Below are 16,451 nucleotides of genomic sequence, written 5' to 3' on the forward strand. Positions count from 1 at the left end.
GCGTCGAGGTCGGCGTCGACGTGGAGGTCACCGACGGGGTCCGCATCCGCGGGCGCATGGACCTGCTGGACAAGGACAGCGGCGACCGTCACTGGATCGTCGACCTCAAGACCTCCCGCACCGCCGTCAGCCACGACAACGCGGAGGCCCACCTCCAGCTCATGGCCTACCAACTGGCCCTGAGCAGGGGAGTGTTCCGCGACGGGGAGGTCACCGACCCGGCCCCCGGGGAGCAACCCCTGGAGGTGGCGGGCGGCAAGCTCATCTTCCCTGCCCACGTCACCGCGAAGTTCGGCGTGGCGGAACGCGACCAGATGCCCCGCAGCAGCGAGGATCTGGCCGAGTTCGCCGAGCTCCTGCCCCCGCTCCTCGAGCAGATGCGCGGCCCCGTCCTCACCGCCCGCGCCAACGATCACTGTGAGCGATGCCCCGTGCGGAGCATCTGTCCCATCCAGCCCGAAGGAAAGGTGATCACCCGTGCGTGAGACCTCCCCCGTCCTGCTCTCCAAGTACCTCGGGCAGAAGTTCCCGCCGACCGAACAGCAGGCCGCCATCATCGGGGACCGCCCGGGCCCGCTGCTCGTCGTCGCCGGGGCCGGTGCCGGCAAGACCGAGACCATGGCGGCGCGCGTCGTGTGGCTGGTGGCCAACGGGCTGGCCCGCCCCGACGAGATCCTCGGCCTCACCTTCACCCGCAAGGCGGCCCAGGAGCTCGGCCGCCGCATCCGCCAGCGGTTGGAGACCCTCGCCGGGGTGCCCGCCATCCGGGACATCGACCCCACCGGTGAGCTGGAGAAGAACCTCACGACAATCGCCCCGACGGTGTCCACCTACGACTCCTACGCCGGGCAGCTCATCCGCGAGTACGGGCTGCTGGTCCCCGTGGAGCCCGCGGCGCAGATCATCACCGCCGCCGACCTCTACGCCATCGCCCACGAGGTGGTGAGCAACCACACCGGTGAACTGGGGGCTACCCAGCAAGTGGCCACGGTCACCGAATACCTGCTCAAGCTCATCGACGAGATGAACAACCAGGTCATGAGCCCCGACGAGCTCGTCGAGGAGACCCGGGCCTTCCTCCTCGGCATGGAGGAGCTCCCGCTCGACGGCACGAAGGACTACACGAAGTCCACCCTGAAGTGGCCCGAGATGCAGCGTCTGCGCCTGCAGTACCTGCCCCTCATCGCGTCCCTCCGCGCCGAGCTCACACGTCGTGACGTGGTCACCTTCAACGAGCAGATGTCCGTGGCCGCCCGCCTCGCCGCCGAGCACCCGGCCATCGGCGTGAGCCAGCGTGCCCGCTACAAGGTCATCATGCTCGACGAGTACCAGGACACCTCACACGCTCAGCGCATCCTGTTGTCCAGCCTGTTCGGCGACGTCAACGAGGGCTCCACCATCACCGCCGTGGGCGATCCCATGCAGTCGATCTACGGCTGGCGCGGGGCCACCGCGGCCAACCTGGAGGCCTTCGTCGAGGACTTCCGCCTCGGCGAGGACACCACCGTCAAACGCGAACTGACCACCTCGTGGCGCAACCCGCCGGAGATCCTCACCCTGGCCAACGCAGTCTCCGACAGCGTCCTCGGCCGGGGAGCCGACCGCGCCGTCGCCGCCCTCGAGCCGCGCGACGGTGCGGACCCCGGGGAGGTCACCCTCGGGTTCTACGCCGACCAGGCGGAGGAGATCGCGGCCGTCGCCGACCTCATGGCCCGCGAGTTCCGGGCCCGGAAGGAAGCGGGCGAGAAGTTCACTGGTGCGGTGCTGGTGCGTGCCAACAAACACTCCCAGCCCATCGCCGACGCCCTCAACGAGCGAGGCATCCCCTTCGAGATCGTCGGGCGCGGCGGCCTGCTGCGCACCCCCGAGGTCGCCGACATGGTCGCCCTGGCCACCATGCTCATCCGCCCGCAGGACTCCGCGGCGGCGCTGCGCGTGCTCACCGGCCCCGTGGTGGGGCTCGGGCTCACCGACCTCGTCGCCCTGGGGCAGCGGGCGAAGAACCTGGCTGGCCGCGGTGAGCGGATCATCCACCCGGAGGAGCCGATCGAGCGACTGGCCTCCCAGCTGGCGGAGCTTACCGCCGACCCGCCGGACCAGGTGCCGGGGCTCACCGACGCCGTCGCCGACCTCGGTGAGCGCGGGCGCTACTCGGAGGAGGGCGTGCGCCGCCTCGAGCTGGTGTCCTCCCGCCTGCGTCAGCTGCGGACGACGAGCCTGGGGAAGTCCCTGCCGGACCTGTTCGCGGACATCGAGAACGTCTTCGGGGTCCGCACCGAGGTACTCGCCTCCGGTAACCTCGCCGGCGCCGTCCACCTCGACCGCCTCCACGACGAGGTGGCCGCCTACTCCGGCGACACCCTCAGCGGCCTGCTGGACTTCTTCACCCTGGCGCTCACCCACGAGGACGGGCTCGAACCCGGGGAGGTGACCGTCCGGGAGGACCAGGTGCAGATCCTCACCGCCCACAAGGCCAAAGGCCTCGAGTGGGACGTCGTTGCGGTCGTCCACGCGGATTCCTCGACCTACAAGGCGACGGTGTCGACATTCCTCACCAATGTGACCAAGGTCCCCGACCCCGGCTTCACCGCCCTGGAGGAGGCCGCCGACCGCAAGGACTTCGAGCGCCTGGTCACCGGGGCGAAGGCCACCAAAACCCGCGACGAGGTCATCGGCTGGTTGCAGGAGCAGAAGAAGGCGGAAGAAGAGGAGGCCTCGCGCCTGTTCTACGTCGCCATCACCCGCTCCGAGCGGGTGCTCTCGGTGACCGGCTCCCGGAGGATCCCCGCCGCCGACCCCTACGAGCACCTGGTGCGCCTCAAGGAAGCCGCCCCCGAGTCGGCCGTCACCTGGGAGACGGGGGTCGCTGCAGAGGCAGGAGACACTGCGGAGATCCCGGAGCCCGAGACCGGCACCTTCCCCCAGCTTGACCCGTCCCCGCAAGCACTCGAAGGTGCGGAGCTGGTCCGGCGCGCCATGGACGATCTGCCCGCGCAGACCAGCGGCGAGACCTTCGACTTCTGGGAGCGGGAGACCACCGCGCTCATCGAGGAGTGGGAGGCCGCGCAGGCACCCGTCGTCGAGGTGGAGCTGCCCGGTGAGCTCACCGCCACCGATCTGGTCAACCTGCGCGCCGACGCACTGCAGTTCGCCCGCCGCCAGCGCCGCCCGGTGCCCTTCAAGCCGAACCAGTACGCCAAGCGCGGTACCGCCTTCCACGAGTGGCTGGAGGACCGTTTCGGAGCCAGTGCACTGCTGGACGAGAACCAGCTGCCCGGCATCGACGAGGACCCCGTCGACGCCGACCAGCTGGCCCGCCTCAAGGAGGCTTTCCTGGCCAGTGAGTGGGCGGAGCGCACCCCGGTGCACGTTGAGCAGCCCTTCGAGGTGAGCATCGGCGACGCGATCGTGCGCGGCCGGATGGATGCCATCTTCCGCGATCCCGACAACCCCGACGGGTGGCTCATCGTCGACTGGAAAACCGGTCGCCCCCCGAAGGGGGCGCAACGCCAGGCCGCCATCATCCAGCTGGCTGTCTACCGGGAGGCGTGGCTGCGCATCCTCGACGACCCACTGGCCCCGGTCCGGGCCGCATTCCACTACGTGAGCTGGGGGGAAACCCTCGAACCCCACGACCTGCCCGCGCGGGAGGAACTGGTGGGGCTGCTGCGGGACGCGGTCGTCGATAAGCAGTAAAGTCAGGTCCACAACAGGAAGGAGCGTCGGGCATGCGCAACCGCATTCGCGAGAGGTTCCGTGGCGACACGGAGCTGAGCAAGCTGCCGGACCATGCGCTGCTGGGGATCATCAACATTCCCGGGGCGGTCGCTGCCAGCCCGTGGGCGCTCATCGGGCGCCGCGTGCTCTACGCCTTTATCCTGCTGTTTATCGTGGCGCTCATCGTCTACCTCGATAAAGACGGCTACTCGGAACACCTGACGTTCATCGACGCGTTCTACTACTCGGCGGTGTCGTTGTCGACAACCGGTTACGGTGACATCACTCCCATCACCCAGTCCGCGCGGCTGCTCAACATCGTGGTGATCACACCGATCCGGATCGCCTTCGTTATCCTCCTCGTCGGCACGACCCTGTCCGTGCTGACCGAGAACTCCCGAAAGACCCTGCAGATCCAGCGTTGGAGGAAATCCGTGCGCAACCACACCATCGTCATCGGCTACGGCACCAAGGGCCGTTCCGCCGTCGCCGCCCTCCTGGCGGACGGGGTGGCGCCGAACCAGATCGTCGTCATCGACACCGATAAGCAGGCCCTGGCCCGAGCCGAGAACCAGGGCCTGGTCACCGTCTATGGCTCCGGGACCAAGGCCGATGTGTTGAAAATCGCCGGTGTCACCCGGGCCCGTTCCGTGGTCGTGGCCCCCAGCGTCGATGACACCGCCGTCCTGGTCACCCTCTCTGTGCGGGAGATAGCGCCGTCGGCGATGATCGTCGCCAGCGTCCGCGAATCCGAGAACCAGCACCTGCTGGAACAGTCCGGCGCGGATTCGGTGGTCATCTCCTCCGAGACCGCCGGCCGCATGCTCGGCCTGGCGACGGTGACCCCCTCGGTCGTGGAGATGATGGAGGATCTGCTGAGCCCCGACGAAGGTTTCTCCATCTCCGAGCGCCCCATCGCGGAAGACGAGGTCGGGGCCAACCCGCGCCACCTCGCCGATATCGCCCTTGGCCTGGTGCGGTCCGGGGAGCTCTACCGCATCGACTCGCCCGAGGCTGAGACCGTCGAACCCGGCGACCGCCTGTTGTTTATCCGCCACGTCACCGGGGAGGACGTGAAGAGTGTTCCTGCCGATCGGCCCCGCGGGTGAGATCGCCGTTCATGCCTCCGGCATTCCGCTCCGCTTATCGACGCCCCCTTCCTCCCCACTCATCATCCAGGTCACCGCGGACCTCGCGGCGGTGCGCCTGAGCCTGCCCGAACTGCAGAACCTCGTGCCGGTCGGCGGGTGGGTGGCGGATCCCCGCAGCTTCGGCACGGATCGGGTGGTCTCCCGGGCGATCAGCCTGCTGCGCCACCGCGAACACACCGCCTTCAACCCGGCGGACGGTGCGCCTTTATCCTTCGAGGACGACGGGGTGGTGGCCGTCACCGGGGCAGGCCACAGGATCTTCCCGCGGCTGGACCCGGCAGTCATCGGCCTGGTGGAACTGGCAGGACAGGAGCGTATCCTGCTGGGCCGCAACGCCCGGCGGAACAGCTACTACTCCTTGATCGCCGGCTATGTCGAACATGGTGAGAACCTCGAGGAGGCCTTCGCCCGGGAGGTGCTTGAGGAAACCGGACGGCGAATTTCGCAGGTCCGGTACTGGGGCAGCCAGCCGTGGGCCGTCAGCGGTTCGATCATGGTCGGCTTCACGTCCCTGACCAGCGATGAGGAGCCGGTGGGGGCCACCGACGGCGAGCTGATCGAGACCCGCTGGGTTTCCCGCGCGGAGTTGTCCACCCTACCCCTGGCCCGCCCGGGATCGATCGCGCATGCGATGATCACGGAGTGGAGGGATCGATGGAGGAAGCCATGAACAGCCCGCTGATTGATCTGTCCGACCTGGATGAGGATCAACGTGTTGCTGCGACCGCCCCGCGCGGGCCGGTGTGCATCCTGGCAGGTGCCGGTACCGGTAAGACCCGCACCATCACCTACCGCATCGCGCACCTGATCAACCAGGGGTTTGTCAGCCCCAACCGGGTGCTGGCCGTGACGTTCACGTCGCGGGCCGCGGGGGAGATGCGCCACCGACTGCATCTCATGGGGATCGGCGGGGTGCAGGCGCGCACCTTCCACGCCGCTGCCCGTCGACAGTTGGCATATTTCTGGCCGCAGGTCGCTGGCTCCCTGCCGTGGCGGCTGTTGGATAACAAGTTCCCCCTCGTCGGCCGGGCAGCCCGCGGCGTCGGGGTGGAGTCCACCACGGAAAACGTCCGCGACCTGCTCGGGGAGATCGAGTGGGCGAAGGCGAGCCTCATCACCCCGGACCAGTACGCCGAACGCATCGTCGGCACCGATCGCACCCCGCCGGTGCCTGCCGCCAAAGTCGCGGAAGTCTACCGCCGTTACGAGGCCGCGAAAACCACCGAGGAGGGCATGCTCCTCGATTTCGATGACCTGCTCCTCCACGTCGCTGGCGCCCTGGAGAATGCCCCCGGCGTGGCGGAGGAGTTCCGCGAGCAGTACCGCACCTTCGTCGTTGACGAGTACCAGGACGTCACCCCGCTGCAACAGCGAGTTCTCAACGCCTGGCTGGGGGATCGCGATGATCTCACCGTCGTCGGCGACGCCAACCAGACCATCTACTCTTTTACCGGCGCCACCCCTGACTTCCTGCTCGATTTCCCGCGGACGTATGACAACGCGACCGTCGTCAAGCTGCAGCGGGACTACCGCTCCACCCCGCAGATCACGGACCTGGCGAACACCGTCATCGGCCAGGCCACCGGCCGGGTGGCCGGCACCCGCCTGGAGCTGGAGGGCATGCGTGCCGACGGCCCGGAACCGACCTTCAACGCCTACGACGATGAGCCCACCGAGGCCCGCGAGGTCGCCGGGCAGATCCTCACCCTGCTGAACCGCGGGGTGCCGGCGAGTGAAATCGCGGTGCTCTACCGCATCAATGCCCAGTCCCAGGTGTTTGAGCAGGCGCTGGCCGATGCCGGCATCGTCTACCAGGTCCGCGGCGGCGAGGGCTTTTTCAACCGTGCCGAAATCCGGCAGGCCATCTCGGAGCTGGTCCGCGTCGCCCAGCGCAGCGACCTGCCCGATGATCCGGTGGCGGTGTCCCGCGCAGCACTCGCCCCCTTAGGCCTGACCCCGACGGAACCGGAGGGCGCTCAGGCCCGCGAACGTTGGCAGTCGCTGGTCGCGCTCGTCGACCTGGTGGAGGAACTGGTCCGCGCGCAGCCGGACCTTGACCTCACCGGGGTACTCCGCGCCCTGCGCCAGCGTGCCGAATCCAAGCACCCGCCCACCGTCGAGGGCGTGACCCTGGCCAGCCTCCACGCCGCCAAGGGCCTGGAATGGGACGCCGTGTTCCTCGTCGGCCTGGTGGAAAACACCCTGCCCATCTCCCATGCCATCAAGGCGGGGGCGCACCAGGTGGAGGAGGAGCGTCGACTCTTCTACGTCGGCATCACCCGCGCCCGCGAGCACCTGCACCTGTCGTGGGCGCTGGCCCGGCAGGAGGGGGGACGCAAGTCCCGGACGCGCTCCCGCTTCCTGGACGGCGTGGTCCCTGACCTGGAGATCGAGAAGGTCCCCGCCCGGACCGTCCGCCCCAAGCGCTGCCGCGTGTGCGGTGGCCCCCTGGACACGCCGGGGGAGAAGGTCATCGGCCGCCACGAGGACTGCCCCTCCGGGGTCGACGAGGAGATCTTCGAGACGCTCCGCGCCTGGCGCGCTGAGGCCGCCCGCGAGGCCGGGGTCCCTGCCTACATCGTCTTCTCCGACGCCACGCTCATGGCCCTGGCGGAAGCGCTGCCCACCACCCGAACTGAGCTTCTCGACGTCCCCGGCGTCGGCCCCGTCAAAGTCGAGCGCTACGGCGCTCAGTTGCTTGCCGTGCTGGAGGCGTTCCGGGAGTAGCTGAAACACACCGGGCAGCGCGGGTGGACGTCCATGACTTCTCGGCTCACTCCCGCCCAGGGGTCGGTGGTGATTACCTCGCCCGGCCGCGGCACCCATGGGCTCACCCCGGGTGGGGTGGGTAAACCGACGAGCGCGCAGATCACCGCCCCGGCCTGCGCCGCCACCATGCCGGCTGCCACCGGGGAGGGGGCGGTGGCCCCACCCGGTGCCTGGGTGACCACCCGGTGCCAGAAAGCGTCGTGGTCCGTGCGATGTAGGTCGGCGCACAGAGGGCAGGGGCCCACCGCGTCGACGCGCACGGGCCCAATGACCCCGAGGTGATCGACCACCGACACCGGAATCGACGTAGTCGTGCACCGCGTGAGCAGCGGGGCCATCGCCCGCGAGTGCGCCAGGCGGTCCACCACCACGACGGGCACAGGTGAGGACATCGACGTGAGGTAGGAATACTCGGATTCACCCTTGATAGGGGAGCGCACCGCCACCCCGGAGGCTGCGAGAATCCGCCCCACTGACTGCGCCAAAGGCCCGCGCCCCAGCATGACCACGCTCGGGTGGGTGCGCTCCACGAGGATGCGGTAGACCAGCAGATCCTCGAGCAGACTGTCGGCGGCCGCGGGTGTCAGACCCGCCGCTACCAGTCCGGCGGCCAGCTCCCCGCGCGGTCGGGAACGCCGGGCACCCAGCAGCGTCGCCAGGATCAGCGGCGCATGATCCGTCTCGATGATGCCTGCCCGTGTGGCGTCCAGGCCGAACTGCAACGCCCCGTGCCCCCGCAGGTACACGTGCGCGCCAGCGGCTAACTGCACCGTGATGCCATCCCCCATGCGACCATCTGACCACAGATACAATGCCGTGTCATGCCGTACCGTACCCCCGCCGTCGAGGTCATCCGCTCCGCCCGCCGCACCCGCACCGTGCAGGCCCGGCTGGTCGGCGACACCGTGGAGGTGCGCATCCCCGGCCGGATGAGCGCGGCGGAGGAGGAGAAGGCCGTCGCCGAGATCCTGGCTAAGCTGCGGGCCAAGTCCGTGACCAGCGCGACCTCTGATGAGGAGCTGGTGGCCCGGGCACAGGCGCTCAACGAGCGTTATCTGGACGGGCAGGCGCGTGTAGGTTCCATCAGGTGGGTGGGCAACCAGACCACCCGCTGGGGTTCGTGCACCCCGTCGACCGGGGCGATCCGCATCACGGACCGGCTGCAGAAAGTGCCCGACTACGTCCTTGACGCCGTCATCCTCCACGAACTCGTGCACACCTTCATCCCGGGGCACGGGCCCCGGTTCTGGGAGTGGGCCGATCGGGCTCCGCAGGCCGAACGCGCCAAAGGTTATCTGGAGGCGTATCAGCGTTTCGGGTGAGGGCAGGGGTTGCGATCACCATGGGTTGGTGCATATCCCCCATGCATATGCACAGCAGATATACACCAACGCAGTGACGTGCCGCCTACTTCTCCTCTGGCGCGTCCCCGTCCCCTTCAGAGCCCTCGTCGCTGTCCTGCTCGCGCAGCATCTCCTCGAGCTTGGCGAACTCACGGTCAAACTCATCGGAGTCGCCCTCGCCCAACAGACCGTCGATGAAGTCGGCGGAGTTGTCCAGCTGCTCAGCGGAAGGCATGAGGTCGGGGTGTTCCCAGATGCCGTCACGGCGCTCCTGGCCGACGGCGACGTCAACGCGGCGCCACAGTTCGACAGCCTCGGCGACCTTGGGAGCGGAGAACTCGATGCCGACGACCTTGGCGAAGGCCTGCTCGGCGGAGCCACCGGTGGCGCGGCGGCGGCGCCACGCCTCGGTGATGGCGGTGGTGGAGGGGATGCGCTCACCCATGGCCTTATCGACGACGTATTCCACCCAACCCTCAACCAGTGCCAGCAGGGTCTCCAGGCGGGAGACCGCCTGGGCGTTGCGGGAGGAGATCCGCGGGGAGAGGTCCATGCCCTGGAGGCGCTGCATGGCGTCCTGGATGGCGGCCGGATCCCCGGACTCGAGGTTGAGCTCGCGGGTAGCTTCCTCGATGTGGGAGGTGTCGATGACCAGCCCGGCCGCATACTCCTCGACGGAGGACACCAGACGCTCGACCAGCCACGGGACGTGGCGGTAGAGACGCTGGCGAGCTGACTCACGCGCTGCGATGTAGACCATGAGTTCCTGCCCCGGGACGGTCAGCTCCTGGCCCGCGGCCGCGATGTTGGCGGGCAGCAGGGCGGTGACGTCGGTGGGGGCGACGGGCAGACCGAAGTCAGAGCCGGTGAGGGCCTGCTTGGCCAGATCACCCAGGGCGTTGCCGAGCTGCATACCGAAGTTCATGCCGGACATCTGGTTCATCATCTGCAGCATGGGGCCGACCATCTCCCGGGCTTCTTCCGGCAGGGAGGCCAGCTGGGCCTCGTTCATGTGCTCGGCGACGGGGCTGACCAGCCGCTGCCACATGGGCAGGGTCTGGGTGAGCCAGTCCTCCGAGTTCCAGGCGACGACCCGGCCGCCGGAGGTGGGCATCTGGGTGGCATCGTCGAGCCACAGGTCCGCGAGGCGCGCGGCCTCCTCCACGGCCGAGCGATCCGAATCGCGTACCGCGGGGGCCTGCCCGATTTGCTGGCGGGCGATACGTTCGGCGAGGGCGTAGTTGACGGGGCCCTGGCCTTCCGGGGAGTTCATGGAAGAACCCATCCCGGAGAGCATCTGGCCGAACTGGTTAAGCATGTCGCCCAGCCCGCCGGATCCGTCCGCCCCGCCGAAACCGAAGGGGCCGAAAGGATTCTGGTCGCGGCGCGACTTGTCGTCATCATCGTCGCCTGGTCCGAAGGAGAAGCCGAATCCACCTGTATTCATGGCATCCAATCTACCGGCGGGCGGCGCGGATAAGCCATGATGTGGGCAACGCTGACAGCGAACACAGGTACCCTGATTCCCCGTGAACGAATCTGCGACTGCCACCACCCGCCGCATGCGCACCCTTGTGTGGGGCGCGATTCCGGTGCTGGCGCTGACGGCCCTGGTGTCCATGGATCACATCCCGGGTACCGATATCTCCCTGACCGTGCCTTATGCAGCAGAAGGCTCGGGGCCGATGTTTGACACCCTGGGGGAGGTCGAGGGCACGCCGGTGGTGGAGATCGCGGGCACGGAGGTCGATGACACCACCGGTGAGCTGCGGATGACCACCGTGTCGGTGCGCTCCGGGATGACCCTGTCGCAGGCCTTGGGCCGCTGGCTGACCACGGAGGACAACCTCGTGCCCATCGAGCAGGTTTTCCCGCCGGATCTGAGCCCGGAGGAGGTCGAGCAGGTCAACAAGGCCGCGTTCACCTCCTCGGAGGCGGCGGCGACGGTGGCCGCGATGAATCACCTGGGGCGTCCGGTGGAGATCGTCGTCGCCGAGGTGATGGAGGATTCCGCGGCGAGCGGGCGGATCGACAACGGTGACGTGATTGCCCGGGTGGAGGGACGCGGCGTCGATAAGCCGGGGCAGGTGCAGGAGATCATTCGGGCGAAAGCTCCGGGCGATGAGGTCACGCTCACCCTCATCAACGACGGGCAGCGCCGCGAGGAGGTCATCGAACTCGGCGCCAATCCGCAGGACGAGAAGGTGGCGATGCTGGGCGTGTACATGTCCTCGCAGCCGGTCGACGGGGTGGAGGTGTCCTATAACCTGCAAGATATCGGCGGGCCGAGTGCGGGCATGATTTTCTCGTTGGCGGTAATCGACAAGCTCTCGCCCGGTGATCTCAACGCCGGACGCACCGTCGCCGGTACCGGGACCATCGCCGAGGACGGCACCGTCGGTTCCATCGGCGGCATCGAGCACAAGGTGCGGGCCGCGGCGGAGGACGGCGTGGAACTGTTCTTGGCCCCGGCCGGCAACTGCGCGGAGGCGATGAAGGGGCAGCGCGGCGATATCGTCGTGGCGAAGGTCACAAACCTTGATGACGCGATCATGGCGATGGAGGACTTCGGCGCGGGCCGTGATGTGGTGACCTGCGGTTAGGCCTCAGAATCCGCGGATTCTTCCTCTTCCTCGGCAGGCGGGGTCGCCAGCCCGAGCTCGTAGATCCGCTCCTGCGGGTCGACGCGATCGGAGGAGACCATCTGCTGCATGACCAGGCCCTCCTCATTATCGACCACCGTAATCACCGCGGTTGTCCCCAACGTCGACCAGCCGACCACCTTCCGGCCGGTGTCCTCCACCACCCGTGAGCTGCGCAACTCCGTGATCAGCTGCGTCGTCGACGCCGCCTTCGACATCGAACGGAAGAACTGGAACTGCCCGACCTCCGGCCCGGAACACTCCCACGCATTATTGATGCCCGAGTCATTGCACGCCTCGAACTGCCGGAACAGTGAATCCGGCGCCACGGTGCGGAAAATCTCCCGCACCTCCGCGACATCCTGCGGCATGCCGTTCCTGCTTGTCTCGCTTATCGACGTTTCGGTCGTTACGGTCGTCTCTCTCGTCTCCGTCGGAGGTGCCGTGGACGTTGTCGTCGGAGTCGGGGTAACGCTCGTGGCCTGCGTCGTCACCGGGGGTTCCGGGGTCGGCTCCTCCTCCGCGGAACATGCCACTAACCCGCCGGACAGCAACACGGCGGCGGTGACGAAAGCAAGACGGGGAAACAACACGCGAACCAGTCTAGTCGAGGACGTCCGGGTCCTGCTCAAGGCCAAAGCGCAGGGCATGAATGACACCGGGGGCAACCTCCGGGCCACCCCGCAGCTGAATGTCATCCTCGGCGAAGGCCCCCGCCTCGGCCAGTTCCTCCTCCGTCGGGCGCAACTGCAGGAGCGTGAGCTCCACGCCCTCCGGGCGCAATACACCGGAAAACAGGCGGGCGGGACGGGCGGGGGCGTCGATAAGCGATGCCTCGCGGAACATGATCTCCTGGGCGAGCACCACCCCGGCAACCTCAGCGGGCCACGCCAAACGGGCGAGATAATCGCCCAGCTCATCCGAACCCGGGAGGATATGCTCCGGCAGATCCTGGACCACGAGGGTCAGCGGCGCAGCCTCCTCCGGATCAGCCAGCTGATCAGCCACAAGGCGCGTCGGAACGAGCGCAAACAAGGTCGGGGAGGCATCCCAACCCTCCGCGTGCACGAACTCAACGGCCTCCAGCATCGCCTGATTGAGAGCCGGCGTGGTGTTTTCGGGAACTGTCACGGCACATCCTTCGTTGGTACTGCAGGGGTGTACTTCTCTAGGCTAAGGACAGTACACCGGCAAAAACTATGTCTTAAATATTTAGGAGAAGGACTTGGCCACCGGCCTTACACAACCCTCCCCGTCCCTCAACCGGCCTCCGCGGCTGCTCAGCTGGATAGTCGGCATCATCGCCGTCCTGTTCATCGTGACGCCGATGATCATCGGTTTCTACACCGACTGGCTGTGGTTCGGCGAAGTCGACTTCCGCGGCGTGTTCACCAAGGTGCTGCTCGTCCGCCTCGCGCTGTTCTTCGCCTTCGCGCTGATCGCGGGCTTCATCGTCTGGCTCGCCGGGTTCTTCACCTGGCGCAACCGCCCTGACTCGCTGGAGACCCTCGACCTCAACTCGCCGGTCCACCAGTACCGGCAGGCCCTGGACAAGTCCGTGCGCGCCCTGCTTATCGGCATCCCCGTGGTCGTCGGCCTGTTCGCCGGCTTCGTCGGCCAGGGCACGTGGCGCACCGTGATGATGTTCATCAACGGCTCCAGCTTCGGCGTGCAGGACCCGCAGTTCGGGCATGACCTCGGCTTCTACGCCTTCAACCTGCCGATGATCCGACTGGTCGTGGACACCCTGTCCATGCTGCTGGTCATCGCGTTCCTCATCGCGCTTGTCGGCCACTACCTGCTGGGCAGCATCCGCATCGGCAACCAGGCCACGGGAGTAAAGGGCCACATCGCCCGCCCCGCCCGCATCCAGCTCGCCGTCACCGGTGGCCTGTGGATGCTGTTGCAGGCCGGTTCCTACTTCCTGGACCGCTACACCTTGCTCTACAACGAGCAGGAGACCTTCACCGGCGCCAGCTACACCGCCATCAACGCGCAGCTGCCCGCCAAGATGATCCTCATGATCATCGCGATCTTCGTCGCCGTCGCCTTCTTCGCCGCGATCGTGCTCAAGGATCTGCGCATCCCGGCGCTCGGCGTCGTCCTCATGCTGCTGTCCTCCTTCGTCATCGGCGTCGCCTGGCCGCTGCTCATGGAGCGCTTCTCCGTCCAGCCGAACCGTGTAGCCAAGGAAGCGGAGTACATCTCCCGCAACATCGAGGCCACCCGCCAGGCCTACGGGCTCACCGACGAACAAGTCACCTACCTGGAGAACTGGGGTGCCGGAGGTGCGACCGACGAGGAGGTCGCCGCCGACGAGGCCACCATCTCCAACATCCGTCTGCTGGACCCGGAGATCCTCTCCCCGACGTTCACCCAGATGCAGCAGCTGCGTAACTTCTACGGCTTCCCGGAGACCCTCAACGTCGACCGCTACGAGGTCGACGGCGAACTCCGCGACTTCGTCGTCGCCGCCCGCGAGATGGACCCCAACGCCCTGCGCGAGAACCAGCGCGACTGGATCAACCGCCACACCGTCTACACCCACGGCAACGGTTTCATCGCCGCACAGGCTAACACCGTCGACGAGGCCGCCCGCGACGCCGGTTCCACCCGCGGTGGCTTCCCCGTGTTCACCGTCTCCGACCTGCAGACCAACGCCGCCCGCCAGGCCGCCGAAGAAGCCGAGGAGCTCGGCATCAAGGTCGACCAGCCGCGCATCTACTACGGCCCCGTCATCGCCAACTCCAACGACGGCGCCGACTACGCCATCGTCGGCGACGACGGTTCCGGTGCTGTCGAATACGACACCGACACCTCCTTCTACACCTACGACGGTTCCGGCGGCGTCGACATCGGCAACGTGTTCAACCGCGCCGCCTTCGCCCTGCGCTACCAGGAGATGAACCTCATCCTCTCCGACCGCGTCCACGGCGAATCCAAGATCCTCTTCGAGCGCGACCCGCGCTCCCGCGTCGAGAAGGTCGCTCCCTGGCTGACCACCGACTCCAAGACCTACCCCGCTGTCATCGACGGCCGCATCAAGTGGATCGTCGACGGCTACACCACCCTGCGCGCCCTGCCCTACACCGAGCAGACCTCCCTGACGGAAACCACCGTCGACGCGCTCAACCCCGACGGCACCACCCAGCGCCTGATCACCGACAACGTCGGCTACATCCGCAACTCCGTCAAGGCCACCGTCGACGCGTACGACGGCACCGTCGAACTCTACGAATTCGACACCGAGGACCCCGTCCTCAAGGCCTGGAAGGGCATCTTCCCGGACACCGTCAAGCCGGAGTCCGAGATCTCCGACGAGCTGCGCCAGCACCTGCGCTACCCGGAGGACCTGTTCAAGGTCCAGCGTGACCTGCTGGCGCGCTACCACGTCGACGACCCGGGCGTGTTCTTCACCAACGACGCCTTCTGGTCCGTCTCTGAGGACCCGACCGCACCCGAGGGCCGCAACAACCTCAACCAGCCGCCCTACTACGTGGTTGCCGCCGACCCCGAGACCCAGGAATCCAGCTTCCAGCTGATCACCCCGTTCCGTGGCCTCGAGCGTCAGTTCCTCTCCGCGCACATGGCTGTCAGCTCGGATCCGGAGACCTACGGACAGATCACCGTCCGCGTCCTGCCGACCAATACCCAGACACAGGGCCCGAAGCAGGCGCAGGATGCCCTCATGTCTTCCGACCAGGTGGCACGTGACCGCACCCTGTGGGAGGGCACCAACGAGCTGCACAACGGCAACCTGCTGACGCTGCCGGTCGGCGGCGGAGAGATCCTCTACGCCGAGCCGATCTACTCCCAGCGCAAGAACCAGGAGTCGGCCTTCCCGAAGCTGCTGCGCGTGCTCGTGTCCTACAAGGGCCGCGTCGGCTACGCCCCGACGATCTCCGAGGCACTGGAGCAGGTCGGCATCGACCCGCGCGCCGCCCAGGACATCGCCGGCACCCCGTCCGAGATCTCCCCGGAGGACCCGGGCGTTGAGGCCGCCGCCACCCCGGAGGAGGCCGAGGACGACACCACCGAGACCCAGGCACCGACCCCGCCGGCCGGTGGCGCTGGCACCGAGGGTGAAGCCATCGAGCGCATCAACGAGGCGCTCCGCGACCTGGAGAACGCCCGCACCGGCTCCTTCGAGGACTACGGCAAGGCCCTCGACGAGCTTGACCGCGCTGTCGCCGACTACCAGTCGCTGAGCAACTAAAGCCCGCCTGGCCTGGGGATTTGTAAACGTCCCCAGGCCGTGGGTATAGTTCAACATCCGCCACGGAAACGCGGCTAGGTGAGAAGTGAATAGCACCCAACGCGGGGTGGAGCAGCTCGGTAGCTCGCTGGGCTCATAACCCAGAGGTCGTAGGTTCGAATCCTGCCCCCGCTACCAATTCACCACGAAACCCTCTCAACTCCGGTTGGGAGGGTTTCGCCGTTGGCGGGGGCTTGCGGTCGGGGTCTGCGTAACGTCAGACGGTCGGTCGGGGTTAGGGCGGTGGTTCTGGGCCTAGGGGGGTGGGCCCGTCTGACGTTCGGCAAAGTGTAGGGCAGATGGTGGTGCGGCGGTGGCCGCGGGGGACAGCGGGCGGCGGGGTGTGGCGGGGGTCTGCGTAACGTCAGACACCCCACCACCGTTAGGGCTGTAGTTCTGGGCCTAAGCCGGGGGGCCGTCTGACGTTTGGCAGAGGGTGGGGCAGGGGCCGCTGGGATCTGCGCGACGTCAGACGGTCGGTCGGGGTTAGGGCGGTGGTTCTGGGCCTAGGGGTGTGGGCCCGTCTGACGTTCGGCAGATGTGTGGCACAGGCGCAGCGGGCGGCCGCAGCAAG

At 67.6% G+C, this 16,451-nt stretch carries 12 protein-coding genes and 1 tRNA gene; 9 read left to right on the forward strand and 4 right to left on the reverse strand.

Annotation, left to right across the window (positions count from 1 at the left end; genetic code table 11):
• The 5 genes from Q4G50_RS12595 to Q4G50_RS12615 form a co-directional block, all read left to right on the forward strand.
• Window positions 1-485, forward strand: a 485-nt coding sequence (locus Q4G50_RS12595) for a PD-(D/E)XK nuclease family protein (protein ID WP_303378001.1), incomplete at its 5' end; no start/stop codon positions are given.
• Window positions 478-3,696: an ATP-dependent helicase gene (locus Q4G50_RS12600; protein WP_303378002.1), complete on the forward strand. Its 3,219-nt coding sequence runs from the start codon at window positions 478-480 to the stop codon at window positions 3,694-3,696. The genes Q4G50_RS12595 and Q4G50_RS12600, both read left to right, overlap by 8 nt.
• Before the next feature lie 32 nt (window positions 3,697-3,728).
• Window positions 3,729-4,826 carry a TrkA family potassium uptake protein gene (locus tag Q4G50_RS12605; protein ID WP_303378003.1) on the forward strand — a complete coding sequence of 366 codons (1,098 nt, stop codon included), beginning with the start codon at window positions 3,729-3,731 and terminating at the stop codon, window positions 4,824-4,826.
• Window positions 4,798-5,538: an NAD(+) diphosphatase gene (locus Q4G50_RS12610; protein WP_303378004.1), complete on the forward strand. Its 741-nt coding sequence runs from the start codon at window positions 4,798-4,800 to the stop codon at window positions 5,536-5,538. Before Q4G50_RS12605 ends, Q4G50_RS12610 begins: the two co-directional genes overlap by 29 nt.
• A gap of 8 nt (window positions 5,539-5,546) precedes the next feature.
• Window positions 5,547-7,595: an ATP-dependent DNA helicase UvrD2 gene (locus Q4G50_RS12615; RefSeq protein WP_303378010.1), complete on the forward strand. Its 2,049-nt coding sequence runs from the start codon at window positions 5,547-5,549 to the stop codon at window positions 7,593-7,595.
• Here Q4G50_RS12615 and Q4G50_RS12620 read toward each other — a convergent pair.
• Window positions 7,559-8,425, reverse strand: coding sequence for a hypothetical protein (locus Q4G50_RS12620; RefSeq protein WP_303378005.1), 867 nt, complete (start codon window positions 8,423-8,425; stop codon window positions 7,559-7,561). The two genes, Q4G50_RS12615 and Q4G50_RS12620, sit on opposite strands and share 37 nt — an antisense overlap.
• 33 nt (window positions 8,426-8,458) lie before the next feature.
• Between Q4G50_RS12620 and Q4G50_RS12625 the strand changes: the two genes are divergently transcribed.
• Window positions 8,459-8,959, forward strand: coding sequence for a M48 family metallopeptidase (locus Q4G50_RS12625; RefSeq protein WP_303378006.1), 501 nt, complete (start codon window positions 8,459-8,461; stop codon window positions 8,957-8,959).
• An 85-nt stretch (window positions 8,960-9,044) separates the two neighbouring features.
• On the opposite strand, the gene Q4G50_RS12630 is transcribed toward Q4G50_RS12625, so the two are convergent.
• Window positions 9,045-10,427 carry a zinc-dependent metalloprotease gene (locus Q4G50_RS12630; protein WP_303378007.1) on the reverse strand — a complete coding sequence of 461 codons (1,383 nt, stop codon included), beginning with the start codon at window positions 10,425-10,427 and terminating at the stop codon, window positions 9,045-9,047.
• A gap of 115 nt (window positions 10,428-10,542) precedes the next feature.
• Between Q4G50_RS12630 and Q4G50_RS12635 the strand changes: the two genes are divergently transcribed.
• Complete coding sequence (locus Q4G50_RS12635) at window positions 10,543-11,583, forward strand: PDZ domain-containing protein (RefSeq protein ID WP_303378011.1); 1,041 nt, start codon at window positions 10,543-10,545, stop codon at window positions 11,581-11,583.
• On the opposite strand, the gene Q4G50_RS12640 is transcribed toward Q4G50_RS12635, so the two are convergent.
• A complete protein-coding gene (locus Q4G50_RS12640; protein ID WP_303378008.1) occupies window positions 11,580-12,215 on the reverse strand; it encodes a hypothetical protein in 636 nt (211 codons plus the stop codon). The genes Q4G50_RS12635 and Q4G50_RS12640 overlap by 4 nt on opposite strands.
• A gap of 10 nt (window positions 12,216-12,225) precedes the next feature.
• Window positions 12,226-12,711, reverse strand: coding sequence for a PPA1309 family protein (locus Q4G50_RS12645; RefSeq protein WP_303378012.1), 486 nt, complete (start codon window positions 12,709-12,711; stop codon window positions 12,226-12,228).
• A 136-nt stretch (window positions 12,712-12,847) separates the two neighbouring features.
• Between Q4G50_RS12645 and Q4G50_RS12650 the strand changes: the two genes are divergently transcribed.
• Window positions 12,848-15,838 carry a UPF0182 family protein gene (locus Q4G50_RS12650; RefSeq protein WP_303378009.1) on the forward strand — a complete coding sequence of 997 codons (2,991 nt, stop codon included), beginning with the start codon at window positions 12,848-12,850 and terminating at the stop codon, window positions 15,836-15,838.
• A 100-nt stretch (window positions 15,839-15,938) separates the two neighbouring features.
• Window positions 15,939-16,015, forward strand: a tRNA-Met gene (locus Q4G50_RS12655).
• The last annotated feature ends 436 nt before the right edge of the window (window positions 16,016-16,451 follow it).

The sequence above is a fragment of the Corynebacterium sp. genome, from assembly GCF_030538285.1.
Lineage (GTDB): Bacteria > Actinomycetota > Actinomycetes > Mycobacteriales > Mycobacteriaceae > Corynebacterium.

Excerpts from the sequence above, each read along its gene's own strand:
- Q4G50_RS12620 (WP_303378005.1), bottom strand. The coding sequence starts at position 8,425 with ATGGGGGATGGCATCACGGTGCAGTTAGCCGCTGGCGCGCACGTGTAC.
- Q4G50_RS12630 (WP_303378007.1), bottom strand. The coding sequence starts at position 10,427 with ATGAATACAGGTGGATTCGGCTTCTCCTTCGGACCAGGCGACGATGAT.
- Q4G50_RS12635 (WP_303378011.1), top strand. The coding sequence starts at position 10,543 with ATGCGCACCCTTGTGTGGGGCGCGATTCCGGTGCTGGCGCTGACGGCC.
- Q4G50_RS12625 (WP_303378006.1), top strand. The coding sequence starts at position 8,459 with ATGCCGTACCGTACCCCCGCCGTCGAGGTCATCCGCTCCGCCCGCCGC.
- Q4G50_RS12605 (WP_303378003.1), top strand. The coding sequence starts at position 3,729 with ATGCGCAACCGCATTCGCGAGAGGTTCCGTGGCGACACGGAGCTGAGC.
- Q4G50_RS12645 (WP_303378012.1), bottom strand. The coding sequence starts at position 12,711 with ATGCTGGAGGCCGTTGAGTTCGTGCACGCGGAGGGTTGGGATGCCTCC.